Genomic DNA, 18371 nt, shown 5'->3' with positions numbered 1-18371 from the left:
CCTCAGCGGTACGCCGCGTCTTGCGCGCGGTCGGCGGCGATCTGCTGTTCGAAGCGATCACCGATGGCGAGCAGCTTCTGCTTGTCCACCACGTTCTCGCCGCGATTCTCGAAATGGTATTCGTGGATCGACGTCTCGACGATCGAATCGACCGGGCAGCTCTCCTCGCAGAAACCGCAGAAGATGCACTTGAACAGGTCGATCTCGTAACGGGTGGTGCGGCGCTGGCCATCGCTCTCGCGCGGCGCCGAGTCGATCGTGATCGCCAATGCCGGACACACCGCCTCGCACAGCTTGCAGGCGATGCAGCGCTCCTCGCCGTTCGCATAGCGGCGCAGCGCGTGCAGGCCGCGGAAGCGGTTCGACTTGGGGATGTGCTCCATCGGGTAGCGCATCGTGTACTTCGGCTTGAACAGGTAGCGCAGGGTCACGCCCATGCCCTGGAACAGCTCGACCAGCAGCAGACTCTTGAAATAACCGGTAACGCGATTCATGGCTTATGCCCCCGTGCCGATGCTGACCAGACCCCAGTATTTCAGGCAGCCAGCCACGAAAACCCATGCGATGGCGATGGGGATGAACACCTTCCAGCCCAGCCGCATGATCTGGTCATAGCGGTAGCGCGGGAAGGTGGCGCGGAACCACAGGAACATGAACGAGAGCAGGAACGCCTTGAGCAGCAGCCAGGGGAAACCGCCCTGCCCGAGGAAGCCCCACGAGGCCGGGAACGGCGACAGCCAGCCGCCCATGAACAGCACCGCGGCCAGGAAGCTGAGCAGGATCATGTTGGCGTATTCGGCCAGGAAGAACAGCGCGAAGGCCGAGCCGGAATATTCCACGTGGAAGCCGGCGACGATTTCCGATTCGCCTTCGGCCACGTCGAACGGCGCGCGGTTGGTCTCGGCCACGCCGGAGATGAAATACACCACGAACACCGGCAGCAGCGGCAGCCAGAACCAGTCGAGGACGCCCTTGCTGCCGGCCTGCGCATTGACGATCGCGCTGAGGTTCAGCGAACCGGCCAGTACCAGCACGCAGACCAGACACAGGCCCATCGCCAGCTCGTAGGAGATCACCTGCGCCGCCGAGCGCATCGCACCGAGCAGCGCATAGCGCGAGTTGGATGCCCAGCCGGCGATGATGATGCCGTACACGCCCATCGAGGTCATCGCCAGCAGGTACAGCACGCCGGCGTTGGCGTTGGACAGCACCATCGTGCTGCTGAACGGCACCACCGCCCACACCGCCAGCGCGGGGATCAGCGCGATCATCGGCGCGGTGTAGTACAGGAAGCGATTCGCCTTGGTCGGCAGGATCACTTCCTTGATCAGCAGCTTGACCACGTCGGCGAGGGCCTGCAGCAAGCCGAACGGGCCGATCTTGTTCGGCCCCATGCGCACGTGCATCCAGCCGAGAACCTTGCGCTCCCAGTACACGAACATCGCCACCGCCAGCACCAGTGGCAGCACGATCGCCAGGATGTACAGGATCGGCACGACGAGCTGATGGATGAGTTGATCAAGCATCTGCTTTAAGCCTTGCTCAGGGTGATGGACGCGCCGTACGGCGGCAGCGTGGCGGTGAGATCCTGCGCAGCCTCGATCCATGCCGTGCCGTCGGGCACCGCCGCATCGATCACCAGCGGCAACTGCACATCCGCTACGCGTACCGGGCCATCGGAGTCGAGACCCAGCCGCCGCGCCTCATCCCCGTTCAGGCGTACCGCCGGGGCACGGTTGAGCGGATGTGCGTTCAGCGCCGTGGCCCGGCGCAGCACCGCATCGCTACGGTAGATCGGCCAGGTGGCCAGACGGGTGATGCCGCCGGCGGAAGCACGTGCGGCCAGGCCGCTGCGCGGCGCCGCGGCACGGTCGGCGATGCCGTCGCGCAGGCCGGCGAGGTCGTCGAACTCGAAACCGGCCAGTTGCAGGGCGCCACCCAGCGCGCGCAATACCTTCCAGCCCGGCCGCGCCTGGCCCGGTGCCTTCGCCCCGGCGGCCACACCCTGGGCCAGTCCGTCGACGTTGACCAGGGTCGCGTCGATCTCCGGCAGCAGCGCGATCGGCAGGATCACGTCGGCCACCTCGCGCAACGCGGCGCTGGCGTAGGCGCTGAATGCCACCACCTGGTCCGCGCCATGCAGCGCCTTCAGCGCGGCGTTGCCGTCGGCGAAATCGTGCGGCGGCTCGACGCCGTACAGCAGGTAGCTCTTGCGCGGCTGCGCCAGCATCGCCTGCGCAGCCAGCCCGCCGTTGCCCGGCACCACGCCGAGCCGCGCCAGACCGACGGCATTCGCGCCGACCGGCAATTCGTCGTAGCCGGCACCGGTGGCGTCGGCGATGAACCGGGCGACTGCGCGCAGCCAGGACGCCTGCGGATGGGTCGCCGCGGCCTCGCCGAGGATCACCACGGCCTTGCCCTGCGCCGACACCGCCTGCTTCAGCGCGGCGATCGCAGCGTCATTGCCTTCGTCGCTCCGCGCGGCACTGATGGCATCGGCCAGTGCTGCCGGCGCATTTGCGCCGGCAGCCACGGCAGCCTTGGCCAGCGCCAGCAGCGCGTCGACCAGCGCCTGCGGCGCCACGACGGCCTCACCGGCCAGTGCGTAGTTGAAATCGAAATGCGCCGGGTTGACCGCGTAGATCTTCGCGCCCTTCTTGGCCGCCTGGTGCAGGCGGTGATTCAGCAGCGGCATCTCGTAGCGCAAGTCGCAGCCGACCAGTAAGGCGGCCCGGACCTGTTCGACCTCCGCCACCGGCAGCGCGAACGGCTGCGCCACGGCGTTGTCGGCGAAATCGAGCTGGCGCAGGCGGTGGTCGACGTGCGCGCTGCCCAGGCCGCGGGCCAGCCGCATCAGCAGGTCGCCCTCCTCGTTCGAGGTCGCCGGATGCAGCAGGATGCCCAGCTCGCTGCCGGGCGCCTTCTTCAGCGCCGCGCCGGCGTATTCCAGGGCATCTTCCCAGCTGGTCGCCTGCCACTGGCCGTTGCGCTTCACTTCCGGCACGCCGATGCGGTCGGCGGCGTACATGCCCTGGTGGCTGTAGCGGTCGCGGTCGGACAGCCAGCACTCGTTGACCGCCTCGTTGTCGCGCGGCACCGTGCGCAGTACTTCGCCGCGACGGGTGTGCAGCCACAGGTTCGAGCCCAGTGCGTCGTGCCAGGCGATCGACGGCTTGGCGATCAGCTCCCACGCGCGCGCCTTGAACTGGAACGGCTTGTTGGTGAGCGCGCCGACCGGGCAGACATCGATGATGTTGCCGGACAGCTCGCTCTCGACGTTCTTGCCGATGTACGTGCCGATCACGTGGCGGTCGCCGCGATCCATGCTGCCGAATTCGTAGGTGCCGGCGATCTCGCTGATGAAGCGCACGCAGCGCGTGCAGTGGATGCAGCGCGTCATCTCGGTGGCCACCAGCGGGCCGATGTCCTCGTCGGCGATGGTGCGCTTGCGCTCGGTGAAGCGCGACACGCTGCGGCCGTAGCCCAGCGCCATGTCCTGCAGCTCGCACTCGCCGCCCTGATCGCAGACCGGGCAGTCCATCGGGTGGTTGATGAGCAGGAACTCCATCACGTTGCGCTGCGCGTGCAGCGCCTTGTCCGAACGGGTGAGCACCTTCATGCCTTCGGCCACCGGCGTGGCGCAGGCCGGCTGCGGCTTGGGCATCGGGCGCCCGCCCATCTCCACCTCGACCAGGCACTGCCGGCAGCTCGCCGCGATCGGCAGCTTGCGGTGGTAGCAGAAACGCGGGATCGGAATGCCGGCCTTGTCGGTGGCCTCGATGATCATCGCGCCCTTGGGCACCTGGATCGGCTTGCCGTCGACCTCGATGTTGACGAGGTTCGGCGCGGTCTGGGTCGGCTGCGCGCTCATGCGGCGGCTCCAAGCTTGTCGTCGACCATGGAGTGGCCATGCTCGACGTAGTATTCGAATTCGTTCCAGTAGTGACGCAGGAACCCCTGCACCGGCCACGACGCCGCCTCGCCGAACGCGCAGATGGTATGGCCCTCGATCTGGCCGGCGACCGCCTTCAGGCGATGCAGGTCGTCGGGCACGCCCTTGCCGGCGACGATGCGGGTGAGCACGCGGTGCATCCAGCCGGTGCCCTCGCGGCACGGCGTGCACTGGCCGCAGGATTCCATGTGGTAGAACTGGCTGATGCGCTCGCAGGCGCGCACCATGCAGGTGGTCTCGTCCATCACGATCACCGCGCCCGAGCCCAGGCCCGAGCCGGCCTTCTGGATCGCGTCGTAATCCATGGTGAGGCCCATCATCACCTCGCCCGGCAGCACCGGCATGGAGGAGCCGCCGGGGATCACCGCCTTGATCCTGTGCCCGTTGCGCACGCCACCGGCCATCTCCAGCAGTTCCGCGAACGGCGTGCCCAGGCGGATCTCGTAATTGCCGGGGCGGTTGACGTGGCCGGACACCGAGAAGATCTTCGGGCCGCCGTTGTTCGGCTTGCCGAGGTTGAGGAACCAGTCGGCGCCGTGGCGCAGGATCGCCGGCACCGAGGCGTAGGTCTCGGTGTTGTTGATCGTGGTGGGCTTGCCGTACAGGCCGTAGTTGGCCGGGAACGGCGGCTTGAAGCGCGGCCAGCCCTTCTTGCCTTCCAGCGATTCCATCAGCGCGGTTTCCTCGCCGCAGATGTAGGCGCCGGCGCCGAGCGCCGCATGGATGTCCACATCGATGCCGCTGCCGCCGATATTCTTGCCGAGCAGGCCGGCCGCGTAGGCTTCCTTCAGCGCCGCCTCGAAGTGCTCGAACGGTTCGTGGTGGAACTCGCCGCGCAGGTAGTTGTAGGCCACGGTGGAGCCGGTGCAATAGCAGGCGATGGCCAGGCCCTCGACCACCGCGTGCGGGTTGTAGCGCAGGATGTCGCGGTCCTTGGCCGTGCCCGGCTCGGACTCGTCCGAGTTGCACAGGATGTACTTCTGCATGTCGCCCTTGGGCATGAAGGACCACTTCAGGCCGGTCGGGAAGCCCGCGCCACCGCGGCCGCGCAGGCTGCTCTTCTTGATCTCGTCGATCAGCGAGGCCGGGTCGGGCTTCTCGGCGAGGATCTTCCTCCACGCCTGGTAACCATCGACCTTTTCGTAGCTCTCCATCGACCACGGCGTATCGAAGTGCAGCGTGGTGTAGACGACCTGGTGTTCCTGGGGCGCGGGTCCGACGGCCATCAGTGCTTCCCCTCGGCATTATGGGCGTGGTCCGGGCCATCCAGGCTCAGGCCATCGAGGATCTCGTCGAGCTTCTCGATGGTCAGATGTTCGTGATAATGGCCATTCACCGTCATCGCCGGCGCGTAGACGCAGGCCGCGATGCACTCTTCTTCCTTCTTCAGGTAGACGCGGCCGTCCGGCGTGCTCTCGCCCAGCTTGATGCCCAGCTTCTTCTCGCAGTGCTGTACCAGGCCATCGGCGCCGTTGAGCCAGCAGGAGATGTTGGTGCAGATCGCCACGTTGTTGCGGGCGACCGGCTTGGTTTCCAGCATCGAGTAGAAGCTGGCCACCTCGTAGGCCCAGATCGCCGGCAGCTCGAGGTACTTCGCGACCGCGGCGATCAGCTCGTCGGTGAGGAAGCCCTTGTTCTGCTCCTGTGCACCGAACAGCGCCTGGATCAGCGCCGAACGCTTGCGGTCGGGCGGAAACTTGGCCACCCAGTGGTCGATGTGCTGGCGGGTGTGCTCGGTAAGTACGACGAGAGGATCGACGTTCCTGACCTGCTCGTAATGTCCGGTGGCTTTCATGCGTTTCTCCGTCGTGCCGGCTCAGCGGTCCACTTCGCCGAACACGAGGTCATAGGTACCGATCATGGCCACCACGTCGGCGAGCATGTGGCCGCGCACGATGGTATCCATGGATGACAGATGGGCGAAGCCCGGGGCGCGCAGGTGCACGCGGAACGGCTTGTTGGCGCCGTCGGAAACCAGGTAGCAGCCGAACTCGCCCTTGGGCGCCTCGACCGCGCAATAGGTTTCGCCAGCCGGCACGCAGTAGCCTTCGGTGAACAGCTTGAAGTGGTGGATGAGCGCTTCCATGTCCTGCTTCATCTCGACCCGCGACGGCGGCGCCACCTTGAAGTTCTTCACCATCACCGGGCCGGGGTTGGCGCGCAGCCACTCCACGCACTGCCGGATGATGCGGTTGGACTGGCGCATCTCTTCCACGCGGACCAGGTAGCGGTCGTAGCAGTCGCCGTTGACGCCGACCGGGATGTCGAAGTCCATCTCGGCGTACTTCGCGTACGGCTGCTTCTTGCGCAGGTCCCACTCGACGCCCGAGCCGCGCAGCATCGCGCCGGTCATGCCCCACTGCTGGGCCAGCTCCGGGCTGACCACGCCGATGCCGACGGTGCGCTGCTTCCAGATGCGGTTGGTGGTGAGCAGCTCCTCGTACTCATCCACCTTCGACGGGAAATCGGCGGTGAAGGCGTCGAGGAAATCGAGCATCGAGCCTTCGCGCCAACTGTTGATGCGCTTCAGGTCGCTGCCCTTGTGCCACGGCGACTCGCGGTACTTCGACATCTGGTCCGGCAGGTCGCGGTAGACGCCGCCCGGGCGGTAGTACGTGGCGTGCATGCGCGCGCCCGACACCGCCTCGTAGACGTCCATCAGCTCCTCGCGCTCGCGGAACGCGTACAGGATCACTGCCATCGCGCCCAGGTCGAGCGCGTTCGAGCCGATCCACATCAAGTGGTTCAGGATGCGGGTGATCTCGTCGAACATGGTGCGGATGTACTGCGCCCGCTCCGGCGCCTCGACCCCCAGCAGGGTCTCGATCGCGCGCACGTAGGCGTGCTCGTTGCACATCATCGACACGTAGTCGAGCCGGTCCATGTATCCGATCGACTGGTTGAACGGCTTGGACTCGGCCAGCTTCTCGGTGCCGCGATGGAGCAGGCCCACGTGCGGATCGGCGCGCACGATGGTCTCGCCGTCCATCTCCATGATCAGGCGCAGCACGCCGTGCGCGGCCGGATGCTGCGGGCCGAAGTTCATCGTGTAGTTGCGGATTTCTTGCATGGTCATGTCTCGCCTGACGGATTTCAGCGAGAAATCGCGAGTGGATTTGCGCGCCAGGCTAGGCGCGAGGAGAAGCCATAGTGGTCACTATGGCGCGGACGAGCAACGACGCATGGCACGCAAAGCCGCCGCGAGGCTCGCTGTAAATTCGTCAGTCGAGACATGCTAGTTCTCCCGCCAGTGGTCGGCGGCTTCGGCCTTGGCCTGCATCAGGTCGGCGTCGTCGCGGATGGTGCGCGGCACCAGCACGCGCGGCTCGATCGACACCGGCTCGTAGATCACCCGCTTCTGCTCGGGGTCGTAGCGCACCTCGACGTTGCCGATCAGCGGGAAGTCCTTGCGGAACGGGTGGCCGACGAAGCCGTAGTCGGTGAGGATGCGGCGCAGATCGTGGTGCCCGTCGAAGATGATGCCGTACAGGTCGAACGCCTCGCGCTCGAACCAGTTCACGCCCGGCCACACCGCGGTCAGCGATGGCACCAGCGGCAGGCTGTCGTCCGCGCAGAACACGCGCAGGCGCAGGCGGCGGTTGTGCTCGATCGACAGCAGCTGGATCACCGCCGCGAAGCGGCGCGGCGGGCTCTCGCCGCGCGGGCGCCCGGCCCAGTCGAAGCGCCCCTGTGCCTGGCCTTCCACGCCGCGCGAGAAACCGGTGCCGGTGACGGTCTCGGTATCCCACTCCACCTGGCCGTAGCCGAGATAGTCGATGCCGCACAGGTCGATCAGTTCGCTGAAGCGGAACGCCGGCTCGTCGCGCAGCGCGGTGGCCACGGCGAGCAGGTCGGCGGCAGCCAGTTCGGCGATGGTCTCGTTGCGCACGGTGCTGATGGCCAGCGTGTCGCCGAATCGCGCGGCGAGCTGCCCGGCCAGCGAGGTCTTTGGAGTGTCGGTCATGGACTGCGCCTTCAGAAACGTGCCATTAAGAGCGCGCGATGGTGCTGGTGCGGCGAATCTTCTTCTGCAACTGCAGGATGCCGTGGATCAGCGCTTCGGCCGTGGGCGGGCAGCCCGGCACGTAGATGTCCACCGGCACAATGCGGTCGCAGCCGCGCACCACCGAGTAGGAATAGTGGTAGTAGCCGCCGCCGTTGGCGCAGCTGCCCATCGAGATCACCCATTTCGGCTCGGGCATCTGGTCGTAGACCTTGCGCAGCGCCGGGGCCATCTTGTTGACCAGGGTACCGGCCACGATCATCACGTCGGACTGGCGCGGGCTGGGTCGGAAGATCACGCCGTAGCGGTCCAGGTCCAGCCGCGACATGCCGGCGTGCATCATCTCCACCGCGCAGCAGGCCAGGCCGAAGGTCATCGGCCACATCGAGCCGGTGCGTGCCCAGTTCATCAGCGCGTCGATGCTGGTGGTGGCGAAACCGCGTTGCACGACCGGGTTGTCGCCGGCTGGCCGCAGGATGTCGTCGACCAGGTTCAGCGGTTCCGGGTTGTGCATCACCCGGCTGACGGAATCCATCACTCCCATTCGAGTGCTCCCTTCTTCCACACGTAGGCGAAACCGACGACCAGCAGCAGCAGGAACAGCGCCATCTCGATCAGCGCAACCATGCCGATCTGCTGGAACACCACGGCCCACGGAAACAGGAAGGCGATTTCCAAATCGAAGATGATGAACAGGATGGCGAGCAGGTAATAACGCACGTCGAAGCGCATGCGGGCGTCCTCGAACGCCTCGAAGCCGCACTCGTAGGGCGAGAGCTTCTCGGCCTCGGGGCGGCGCGGACCGGCCAGCAGGCCGATGGCCAGCAGCACCAGGCCAAGCCCGGCAGCGACGCCGATGAACAACAGGACGGGCCAGTATTCGGCAAGCATGATGCAACCTACCTCCGCGCCAATGGCGCATCAGTGACCGTGGGAATCGGGATGGGCAACCCGCGGTCCGGCGATTTCGATTCGGCAGGCCGGCATGGCCATGGGCTGCAAACCCCGCCCGCAGGCCAGGTAGCCGCGCGCGTCCGACGTTTCGCGAGGTGAATTCGCGAATCTCGCCATTGTATCAGTGCGCAGGAGCACAACAAGCCTTGACCGCCGCTCGGGTGCGAATTGACGCCGCGATCGGGTGATGTCTGCGTGACACCGCATCACATGGTGTGGGTGGGGCGCTCGGAGTTGAGCGTACCGGCAAGGATGTTCTCGATCCGGCTGCGGGCCGCCTCGGCATCGCCCGACTCGTTGAAATGGATGCCGATGCCGGCGGTGCGGTTGCCCTGTGCCCCAACCGGACTGATCCAGACCACCTTGCCGACCACCGACAGGCGCTCGGTCTCCTCGGCCAGCGTCACCAACAGCACGACCTCGTCGCCCAGCGCATAGGACTGCGACGTCGCCGCAAACAGCCCGCCATGCTTGAGGAACGGCATGTAGGCGTTGTACAGCGAGGCCGCATCCTTGATTTTCAGCGAAATGATGCCCTGCCGGGCCGTCATGGGTTTCATGCTTGGCTCCTGCCGGACGTGCAGATCGCCCGATCGATGAGCCGGATCTTAGATGTTGTGATCCGCCCGCACCACTGCTGCGGCATCCGCCCTGCTGCAGCCATGACGCGCAACACGTTCAGGCCCCGTCCGTCTGACTGGCCAGCAGCGACTGGCGCTCGCTGACCAGGCTGCCCCACGATGCCGGCGGCACCCAGCCGGCGACCCACGCCGGCACCGCCTCGGCCGGCATCGGCCGGGAGATCGAGAAACCCTGCAACTGATGGCAGCCCAGCGAAGCCAGCAGGTCGCCCTGCTCCGCCGTCTCGACGCCCTCGGCGATCACTGTCTTGGCCAGCATGCGCGCGGTGGTGATCACCCCGGCCGCGATCGCCATGTTGCGCTCGTCGTCGAGGATGTCGCGCACGAAACTCTGGTCGAGCTTGATGTGCTCGATGTCGAGCTTCTGGATGTGGCTCAGCGAGGCGCTGCCGGTGCCGAAATCGTCCAGGCCGACACGGATGCCGCGCCGGCGGCACTCCTCGATGACGACCTTGGCGCGCGCATGATCCATCGACGGGCCGGTTTCGGTCACCTCGATGCCGAAACCGACGTCCATCACGCCCGGGTAATTCTCCAGCACCGCGTCGATGTCGATGAAGAACGCCGGGTGCAGCAGGTGGCGAGTGCTGATGTTGATCGAGACCGGGATCGAGATGCCCGCACGCATCCACGACTGGCAGCAGCGCAGCGCCTCGTCCAGCACGTAGCGGCCGATCGGCCGGGCCAGCTGCGGATCGTCCAGCACATGCATGAACTTTGCCGGTTCGATCAGTTCGTCGGTGTCACCCAGGCGCAGCAGCGCCTCCATCCCGGCCACGCCGTGCAACCCCGGCAAACCGTCGATGTACACGATCGGCTGAAACAGCAGTTGCAGGTGCGACCGCTGCAAGGCCTGGGCGATCCGCTCGCGCATCGCCTGCAGTCGCAGTTGCTCCAGCTCCATCGCTGGCTCGTAGAGCGAACCGCGGTCCTTGCCCTCTTCCTTCGCCGCGTACATCGCCAGGTCCGCGTGCCGCACCAGGCCCTCCGCATCCGACGCGTCCAGCGGGAACAGCGTCCAGCCCACGCTGGCGGACAGGTACAGTTGCTCGCCCATCAGGTTGAACGGCGCCCGCAGCGCCTGCAGGATGCAGCGACTGATCACGTCGAGCTGTTCGCGGCTGTCCAGGCCGGCGATCACCAGCGCGAATTCGTCGCCGCCGAAACGGGCCAGCACGTCGGCCTCGCGCAGCATGCCCAGAATCCGCGCCGAGGCTTCCGCCAGCACGCAGTCGCCGCCGCCGTGGCCGATCGTGTCGTTGACGCTCTTGAAGCGGTCCAGATCGAGCACGCCGACCGCCAGCAGCGCGCCCTGCTCCGTGGCCCGCGCGCGCGCCTGCTCCAGCAGATCGAACAGCAGCCGCCGGTTCGGCAGGCCGGTGACCACGTCGTAGAAGGCCAGCCGCTCGACCCGCGCCTCGTGCATCTTCTGCCCGGTGACGTCGCGCTGGTGCCACAGCCGCCCCTGCAGCACGCCATCGATCCGGATCGGGGTGAAATCGCGCAGGAAGGTGCGTCCGTCCTTCATCACCACCTCGTCGCCCTCGACCGGCTCGTCCCGGGCCAGGATCTCCTGGATCCGGCGCCACTCGCGCTCGGGGTCGGCGCAGGCCTGCCGCAGGCGCTCGTAGAACGCTTCCGCCGGCAGGCCTTCCAGTTCCGCCGGCGTCTCGGCCAGACCGAACAGCGTGCAGAACGCCTCGTTGGCAAAGCTCACCCGACGGTCTTCGGACATCACCACGATGCCGGCGTGCTGTCGGGACAGGATGGTGCGGAAGTACTGCAGGCCGAAGCGCAGATCCCGCTCTGCCGCCAGCCGGGCCGCCTGGGCGTTCTGCATCTGGATGCCCAGCCCCAGCTCGACCGCCATCTCCGCAAAGACCCGGATCTCGATCGCGCCGAAGGCATCGACCTCGTCCGCGCCGATGACGAAGCAGCCCACCACCGCTCCGCCCGTCCGCAGCGGCAACGCCAGCAGCGTGCGCATGCCGGAGGGTCCCTCCCCGGGCGCCCACTCCGGCCGGTCCGCTCCCGCCGCGTGGCCGACCTGCGCCTCGCCGGTGGACAGCGCACGCGCCACGGCATCGCCGGCGTGCGCATGCTCGGCCGGGACGAAACGGGCACCCGTCACATCATCTGCCAGGCCTTCCTGTGCCCGTACGCGCAAGGCCGCCGGATCGCCCTCCTCGCACAGGCCGATCCAGGCCGCACGGTAGCCGCCGATGCCTCGCGCCACACGGCAGGCACCCGCCAGCAGCGACGGCTCGTCCGCGCTGTGCGTAACCAGCTTGACCATCTCGCTGAACAGCCGCAGCACGCGGCGCTGGCGCGCCTCGTCCCGCACCGACTGCAGCAACCGCGCGCGCTGCTCGCAAGCCTCCAGCCCCAGCCCGATGCTCGCCGCTGCCTGCCGCAGCAGCTCGATCATCGGCGCCGAGAAAAAATCGGCGTCCCCGGCTCTTATCACCAGCGCCGCGCAGACCTCGCCGAATTTCAGCACCGGTACGGCCGCCACGGCGCGTACACCATGGCGCACATAGGCCGGACGCAGCGCCTCCAGGCCCTCGAGCTGGCGGACGTCCGACTCCAACTGCGGCTCGCCCCGCCAGAACGCCGGCCGTGCCAGCGCGAACGGCAGGCGCTCGGGGTAGACGTCGGCCACGCCCGGCGCCGTCCGCGCCGGCGCGATGCGTCGCCACTGGCCGCCCTGCAGTTCGCCGACCATCACCAGCCGCGCACCGATTCGCCGTTCGAGTACCTCGATCACCGCCTCGTACAGCATCGGCGGCTCCAGCGAGCGCATCAGCAACTGGCCGATCTCGGACAGCGCGGCGTAGAAGCTCTCGCTGGGCGTGGCCATCGCGACGGCGTCGATCTGCATCGCGTTCTGATCCGGTGTATGCATTCCCGTGGCCAGCCAGATAGGCGGATTCAGCCGCTGCTGCCTTGATTCGGACGAGTCGTCGATCAGTGTGGATGCGCTCGGGCGATTGCCGAACGAAACACGGCGACGGCCCGTGCCGCACCCAGTCCCCCCGGCGCGAAACTAGCCCGGTCAAACCGCCTGCGCAAGAGCCGGATCGGCACAGCCGGACAGTTCGCACCAGCCCCAGTGGTCGAAAATCCAGGGCGACCGCACGGTCAGCGCCAGGCGCACGAAACACGGCCCCGTGCCGATCCCCGCCGGCACCGCCAGGCGGAAGCTGCCGCTGCGGTCGCACCGCAACGGGGCATCACGCCAGCGCCAGCTGCGCGCGCCGGCCGCACCAACCACGCTGAGCCGCAGCCACGGCCGCAGCCAGCGGGGTGGTTGCCAAGGCAACGCGGGCAGCAGCGTCGGCAACCCGGCATGGCACTCGGGGCGGGCGGCCAGGCGCAGCNGNCNCCTGCCGCTCAGCGCCATCTGGCTGCGATGTGCGGCCAGCGCCGCGCGCTTGCCCGCCGACTGCTGCGCCGTGCCGTGGATCTCGACAACCTTGCCGTCGCCGCCGCGACCATGCACCAGATAATTCAACAATGGCGGCGGATCGGCCTGTTCCGCCAGCGCCAGCCGTGTCAGCACATGCGCCGCGGCGTGATCGGGGTGGCGGTCGGCCAGCGCCGGTGCCACCACTAGGCTGGGGCCGAACTGGCCGATCGCCGCCACCAGCGCCGATACCGAGGCGCCGCACGACTGCAGCAGTTGGTCGGTGAGGCCGAGATCCGGCCAGCCCAGCGACTGCAACGCCGACGCCGGCATGCCCAGGCACGCCAGCGCCTGCAGCATCTCCGCGTGGCGACGGTGCCCCCAGCGCAGCCGGTCGGCGCGGTCGATACGCACACGCCGTTCCAGCCAGCGCTGCGGCCACGGGTTGTTGTCGCCTTCGGTCAGCAACAGGATCCGCACCGCGCCGCCGGCCGCCCGCACCTGCTGGATCAGCAGCCCGGTCGCGAGGGTCTCGTCATCCGGATGCGGCGCCACCACCAGCAAGCGGGTCTGCGCGGAAAATGCCGGCAATCCGTTCGCCGCGGCCGACGGTGCGCAGGCGCCGGTTCTGCTCACCGCCACTGCGCCAGCAGTTCCAGCAGCAGCAGGTCGGCGCGCAACGGGCCGCGCAGACCCTCGCGGGTGCGATTGGCCGCGTCGTACCAGTGACCGAGCGCCTCGACGTCCATCGCGCTGGCCAGCGGCCCCGCGCCTTGCGCCGAGCGCGCCTTGATCTCGTCGGCAGCGGCCTGGGCGGCAAACCACAGTCGCTGTGCCGGTTCACTGTCCAGCCAGCGCCTGACCACTTCGGTCGGCTGGCCGCGGCCGGCGGCCAGCGCGGCCAGATCCCGGCGAACTTCCTGCCGCCGCTCCAGCGCGCCTTCCCCGGCCCAGGCCTTGGCCAGGCCGGGATTGCCGCCAGCCGCGGCAAGCGCACCCGCCGCATCGCGCGCGCCTTCCGCCTGCAGCCAGGCCAGCGCGTCGGCGGTGACGGGCAGCTGGAACTCGATCCGCTGGCAGCGGCTGCGAATGGTCTGCGGCAGACGCCACGGCGCATCGGCCAGCAGGATCAGCATGGTCTGCGCGGCCGGCTCCTCCAGTGTCTTCAGCAGCGCATTGGCGGCGGCGGGATTCATCGCGTCGGCGGGGTCGATGAGCGCCACCTGCCAGCCGCCGAACTGGCTGGCCATGGCCAGCCGCGCCGACAGCTCGCGGATCTGGTCGACCACGATCTCGCTGCGCTGCACGCCGTCCTTGCGCAGCCCGAAGCCGAGCGTCACGACGTCCGGGTGCGAGCCGGCGTTCAGCAGCAGGCAGCTGCGGCAGTGTCCGCAGGCGTCGCCGTCCACCGGTTCGGCGCACAGCAGGCCCTGCACGAAGCGCTGCGCGAACGCGCGCTTGCCCAGGCCGGCGGCACCGCACAGCAGCAAGGCGTGCGGCAGCGCATCGCGCTGGCGGCGCGCCTGCAGCCGCGTCCAGTGTTCGGCATGCCAGGGCAATCCGTTCATGCCTGCGCTTCTCCAAGCAGTGCCGCCAGCGCCTGCGTCGCGGCGCGCAGGACGGCAGCAGGCGACTGGCTGGCGTCGATCACCCGGAAACGCTGCGGCTCGGCCGCGGCGCGTTCGCGATAACTCGCGCGCACCCGTTCGAAGAACGCATCGGCCTCGACCTCGATGCGGTCCGCGTCGCCGCGGCCGGCGGCGCGCGCACGGCCGGTCGCCACCGGCAGGTCGAGCAGCAGGGTCAGGTCGGGTTTCACCCCGGCGCAGGCCCAACTCTCCAGCTCCGCGATGCGTTCCACCGGCTGGCCGCGGCCGCCACCCTGGTAGGCGTAGCTGGCATCGGCAAAACGGTCGCACAGCACCCATTGCCCGGCGGCCAGGGCTGGTTCGATCAGCTCGCGCACCAGCTGTGCGCGCGAGGCGAACATCAGCAGCAGTTCGGTCTCGGCGGTCAGCCCGCGCTGGGCCGGATCGAGCACGATCGCGCGTACCGCTTCGCCCACGGCGGTGCCGCCGGGCTCGCGCGTCTGCACCAGCGCGATACCGTGCCGTTCGATGTGCTCGCGCAGGCCGGCCAGCAAGGTGCTCTTGCCGGCGCCCTCGCCGCCTTCGAGGCTGATGAATTTCCCGCGCGGGGCCGTCATCGGCAACGCTTCCGCTGGTAGCAGTCGACGTTGCGATTGTGTTCCTCCAGCGTGCGGGCGAACACGTGGCCGCCGTCGCCACGCGCCACGAAGTACAGCGCATCGCCGGCGGCCGGGTGCAAGGCGGCCGCCAGCGCCGGCCTGCCCGGCAACGCGATCGGCGTCGGTGGCAGGCCGGCGCGGGTATAAGTGTTGTACGGCGTGTCCGCGGTGAGATCGCTCTTGCGGATGTTGCCGGCGTAGCTCGCGCCCATGCCGTAGATCACGCTGGGGTCGGTCTGCAGCAGCATGTGGTTCTGCAGGCGCCGCACGAACACGCCGGCGATCTGTGCGCGCTCGTTCGGTCGGCCGGTTTCCTTCTCCACGATCGAAGCCAGGATCAGCGCCTCGTACGGCGAGGCCAGCGGCAAGCCCTGCGCGCGTCCCGCCCACAGTTCATCGAGCGTCTTCGCCATTGCGGCATGCGCGCGCCTGAGGATGTCCAGGTCGCCGTCGCCCTTCACGTAGGCGTAGGTCTCGGGCAGGAAACGGCCTTCCGGCGCTTCGCCGCCGGCGCCGATCTTCCGCATGATCGCGGCATCGTCCAGCGCGGCGCTGTCGTGGTTCAACTTCTCGGCCCTGGCCAGCGCCTGGCGCAGTTCGGCGAAGGTCCAGCCGTCGACGATGGTGAAATTGCGCTGCAACACCCGGCCGGCGGCCATGTTCGCCAGCAGCTGGCGTGGGGTGATGCCGGGTTCCAGCGCGTATTCGCCTGCATGCAGCTTGCCGGCCACGTGCATCTGCTCGGCCAGCAGGCGCCAATACCACGGGTTGGCGGTGCTGAATCCGCGCTGGCGCAATTCGACGACGATGGCCTTGAAGCTGCTGCCGCGGCCGACGTCGATGCTGTCGCCCTGCGCCGCCACGTTTAGCGGCGCGCTGCCGAAGCGGGCGTAGTCGTTCCAGCCGTAGACCAGCACGCCGGCCACCGCCAGCAGCATGATCAGCAACAGTCGCCGTGGCCATGCGCGCCTGCGCACCGGTTGGTCGCTCATCCGCCCTGCTCCATCGAAAACCCCAGGTCACGCCAATGCTGCTGCAAGCGGCGGGTCGTCGTCCCCGGCGCATAGCTGCGGCCATCCAGCGAACGCACCGGCACAATGCCGCGCACGCTCGAACTCAGGAACACCTCGCCGGCACCCAGCAACGTATCCAGCGCCAGCTCGCCGACCCGCACCTGCGGACAGGCTGCCAGCACCTCGGCGCGCGCCACCCCGGCCACGCCGCAACGGTCCAGCGCCGGGGTCAGCCATTGGCCGTCGACCAGCGCGAACAGATTGGCCATGGTCGCCGAAATCACCCGCCCGTGGCTATCGAGCAACAGACCTTCGGCAATCGCCGGATCGTTCCATTCGGCGCGTGCGAGCACCTGCTCCAGCCGGTTCAGGTGCTTGATGCCGGCCAGCAGCGGCTGCTCCGCCAGGCGGATGCTGCACACGCGCATGCGCACGCCTTGCGCATAGACCTCGGCGGCGACCGGCGGCGGCGCGAACGCGGCGACCACTCGCGTCGGTTGCGGCGCGGCTGGCAGGGCGTAGCCGCGTTCGCCCGGGCCGCGGGTAACGGTGATGCGCAGTACCGCGGCCGGCATGTCGCGACTGACTTCCAGCGCCTCGCGCCACAGCTGCGCCGGATCGGGCGCCGGGATGCGCAGGCGCGCGCAGCCTTCGGCCAGCCGCTGCATGTGCCGCGGCCACAGTGGCGCGATCGCATCGACGAAACGGATGCTCTCGAACAGGCCGTCGCCATAGGCCAGGCCGCGATCCAGCGCCGATACCTGTGCCGTCGCCACGCCGTTGACCCGCATGCGCGCCGTCATGAGTCCGGCACTCCCAGCGCACGCAGCAGTCCGCGCGCCTTGGCGCGGGTCTCGTCCAGTTCGCTGGTGGCGACCGAATCGGCCACGATGCCGGCACCGGCGCGCAGGCTCACTTCATCGCCGGCCAGGGTCAGGGTGCGGATCAGGATGTTCAAGTCGAGCTCACCGTTGCGGTCGAGATAACCCAGCGCGCCGGTGTAAGCGCCACGCGGCGCGTCTTCCAGCGCGGCAATGATTTCCATGCAGCGCACCTTCGGACAGCCGGTGATGGTGCCGCCGGGAAACGTGGCGGCGATCACCTCACCCGGCGTCACCCCGGCGCGCAGGCGCCCGCGTACATTGGAGACGATGTGGTGAACGTGGGCGTAACTCTCCACCGCCATCAGCTCGTCGACCTCGACCGTACCTGGCACGCAGACGCGGCCGAGGTCGTTGCGCTCCAGGTCGATCAGCATCACGTGCTCGGCGCGTTCCTTGGGATGCGCGCTCAGCTCGCGGATGCGCGCCGTGTCGTCGTCGCCGGGCAACCGGGGACGCGTGCCGGCGATCGGCCGGGTCTGCGCCACGCCACCGCGCACCTCGACCAGCCGTTCCGGCGAGGAACTCGCCACCGCCCAACCCGGCTGTTGCAGCAGGCCGGCGAACGGCGCCGGGTTGGCCCGGCGCAGCACCGCGTACAGCGAGGCCGGCACGGGCGGCTGTGCAAAATGCGCGCGCCAGGCACGTGACAGGTTCACCTGGAAGATGTCGCCGGCATGCAGGTGTTCGTGGATGCGCACCACGCCGTCGAGGAACTGCTGCCGCGCGTCTTCGTCCCAGTCGCGCAATGCCGGCAGCGGCGGCATCGACGGTACGGCCGCGAGATCGGCTTCCAGCGCATCGAGCAGATGTTCGCAGCCGGCCTCGGCGACCAGGATCGTGCAATTGCGCACATGATCGACGATCACCGCGGCCGGACAGCGCACCGCCAGTGCCAGCGGCAGCGTCGACGGCGGTCGCAGTTTCAGTGTCGGCTCGATCTCGCCGGCCAGTTCGTAGGCCAGCAACAGCACCCAGCCGCCGTGGAACGGCAACCCGTCGCTTTCCGGCGGCAATCGCTCGGCCTGCCAGGCAGCGTCCAGCGCATCGAGGAAGCGCCCTTCGCGCACCACACCTGCATCATCGCGCAGGCCGCCGTCGGCATGCAGGCTCATTCGCTCGCGCGGGAACGCGAACAGGATGTCGTGGCGCGACTGCGCGGTGCCATGCACCACGCTTTCCAGCAGACAGGGATAGCGCCCGGGACATGCAGCGGCCGGCGCGAGCAGGTCGCGCCGGCCGTCCAGGATACGGCGATGGCAGGTCACGCCCG

The 18371-nt window shown here is 68.4% G+C and carries 17 protein-coding genes; all 17 read right to left on the bottom strand.

Annotated elements, in window-relative coordinates; genetic code table 11:
• Nucleotides 1-2: 2 nt before the first annotated feature.
• Nucleotides 3-494 (bottom strand): NADH-quinone oxidoreductase subunit NuoI, encoded by a 492-nt coding sequence (gene nuoI / locus RHOOR92_RS0110475; RefSeq protein ID WP_007513208.1) that lies wholly within the window; start codon nucleotides 492-494, stop codon nucleotides 3-5.
• A gap of 3 nt (nucleotides 495-497) precedes the next feature.
• Nucleotides 498-1526 (bottom strand): NADH-quinone oxidoreductase subunit NuoH, encoded by a 1029-nt coding sequence (gene nuoH, locus RHOOR92_RS0110470; RefSeq protein WP_027490197.1) that lies wholly within the window; start codon nucleotides 1524-1526, stop codon nucleotides 498-500.
• 5 nt (nucleotides 1527-1531) lie between these two features.
• Nucleotides 1532-3871 (bottom strand): NADH-quinone oxidoreductase subunit NuoG, encoded by a 2340-nt coding sequence (gene nuoG / locus RHOOR92_RS0110465; RefSeq protein ID WP_027484026.1) that lies wholly within the window; start codon nucleotides 3869-3871, stop codon nucleotides 1532-1534.
• On the bottom strand, nucleotides 3868-5178 hold the full coding sequence (nuoF, locus tag RHOOR92_RS0110460) for an NADH-quinone oxidoreductase subunit NuoF (protein WP_007513202.1): 1311 nt from the start codon (nucleotides 5176-5178) through the stop codon (nucleotides 3868-3870). Before nuoF ends, nuoG begins: the two co-directional genes overlap by 4 nt.
• Nucleotides 5178-5747 carry an NADH-quinone oxidoreductase subunit NuoE gene (gene nuoE / locus RHOOR92_RS0110455; protein WP_015447413.1) on the bottom strand — a complete coding sequence of 190 codons (570 nt, stop codon included), beginning with the start codon at nucleotides 5745-5747 and terminating at the stop codon, nucleotides 5178-5180. The genes nuoF and nuoE overlap by 1 nt, the downstream gene beginning before the upstream one ends.
• A gap of 21 nt (nucleotides 5748-5768) precedes the next feature.
• Nucleotides 5769-7022, bottom strand: a complete 1254-nt coding sequence (locus RHOOR92_RS0110450; protein ID WP_007513198.1) for an NADH-quinone oxidoreductase subunit D — start codon at nucleotides 7020-7022, stop codon at nucleotides 5769-5771.
• A gap of 165 nt (nucleotides 7023-7187) precedes the next feature.
• Nucleotides 7188-7916 carry an NADH-quinone oxidoreductase subunit C gene (locus RHOOR92_RS0110445; RefSeq protein WP_027490196.1) on the bottom strand — a complete coding sequence of 243 codons (729 nt, stop codon included), beginning with the start codon at nucleotides 7914-7916 and terminating at the stop codon, nucleotides 7188-7190.
• Between the two features lie 25 nt (nucleotides 7917-7941).
• Nucleotides 7942-8499, bottom strand: coding sequence for an NADH-quinone oxidoreductase subunit B (locus tag RHOOR92_RS0110440; protein ID WP_007513194.1), 558 nt, complete (start codon nucleotides 8497-8499; stop codon nucleotides 7942-7944).
• Nucleotides 8490-8846 carry an NADH-quinone oxidoreductase subunit A gene (locus RHOOR92_RS0110435; RefSeq protein ID WP_007513192.1) on the bottom strand — a complete coding sequence of 119 codons (357 nt, stop codon included), beginning with the start codon at nucleotides 8844-8846 and terminating at the stop codon, nucleotides 8490-8492. The genes RHOOR92_RS0110440 and RHOOR92_RS0110435 overlap by 10 nt, the downstream gene beginning before the upstream one ends.
• 269 nt (nucleotides 8847-9115) lie before the next feature.
• Nucleotides 9116-9469, bottom strand: coding sequence for a PilZ domain-containing protein (locus RHOOR92_RS0110430; RefSeq protein ID WP_027484029.1), 354 nt, complete (start codon nucleotides 9467-9469; stop codon nucleotides 9116-9118).
• A 118-nt stretch (nucleotides 9470-9587) separates the two neighbouring features.
• Complete coding sequence (locus tag RHOOR92_RS0110425) at nucleotides 9588-12431, bottom strand: EAL domain-containing protein (protein ID WP_007513188.1); 2844 nt, start codon at nucleotides 12429-12431, stop codon at nucleotides 9588-9590.
• 174 nt (nucleotides 12432-12605) lie between these two features.
• Nucleotides 12606-13598, bottom strand: a complete 993-nt coding sequence (locus RHOOR92_RS0110420) for a PIG-L family deacetylase (RefSeq protein WP_027490195.1) — start codon at nucleotides 13596-13598, stop codon at nucleotides 12606-12608.
• Nucleotides 13589-14524 (bottom strand): DNA polymerase III subunit delta', encoded by a 936-nt coding sequence (gene holB, locus RHOOR92_RS0110415; RefSeq protein ID WP_007513185.1) that lies wholly within the window; start codon nucleotides 14522-14524, stop codon nucleotides 13589-13591. The genes RHOOR92_RS0110420 and holB overlap by 10 nt, the downstream gene beginning before the upstream one ends.
• Nucleotides 14521-15162: a dTMP kinase gene (gene tmk / locus RHOOR92_RS0110410; protein WP_007513184.1), complete on the bottom strand. Its 642-nt coding sequence runs from the start codon at nucleotides 15160-15162 to the stop codon at nucleotides 14521-14523. Before tmk ends, holB begins: the two co-directional genes overlap by 4 nt.
• Nucleotides 15159-16196, bottom strand: a complete 1038-nt coding sequence (mltG, locus tag RHOOR92_RS0110405; RefSeq protein ID WP_007513183.1) for an endolytic transglycosylase MltG — start codon at nucleotides 16194-16196, stop codon at nucleotides 15159-15161. The genes tmk and mltG overlap by 4 nt, the downstream gene beginning before the upstream one ends.
• Nucleotides 16193-17020, bottom strand: coding sequence for an aminodeoxychorismate lyase (pabC, locus tag RHOOR92_RS0110400; RefSeq protein WP_007513182.1), 828 nt, complete (start codon nucleotides 17018-17020; stop codon nucleotides 16193-16195). The genes mltG and pabC overlap by 4 nt, the downstream gene beginning before the upstream one ends.
• On the bottom strand, nucleotides 17017-18366 hold the full coding sequence (locus RHOOR92_RS0110395; protein ID WP_007513181.1) for an aminodeoxychorismate synthase component I: 1350 nt from the start codon (nucleotides 18364-18366) through the stop codon (nucleotides 17017-17019). The genes pabC and RHOOR92_RS0110395 overlap by 4 nt, the downstream gene beginning before the upstream one ends.
• Nucleotides 18367-18371 lie beyond the last annotated feature (5 nt).

The sequence above is a fragment of the Rhodanobacter sp. OR92 genome (genome assembly GCF_000427545.1).
Lineage (GTDB): Bacteria > Pseudomonadota > Gammaproteobacteria > Xanthomonadales > Rhodanobacteraceae > Rhodanobacter > Rhodanobacter denitrificans.
This window is presented reverse-complemented; position numbering and strand designations above follow the sequence as displayed.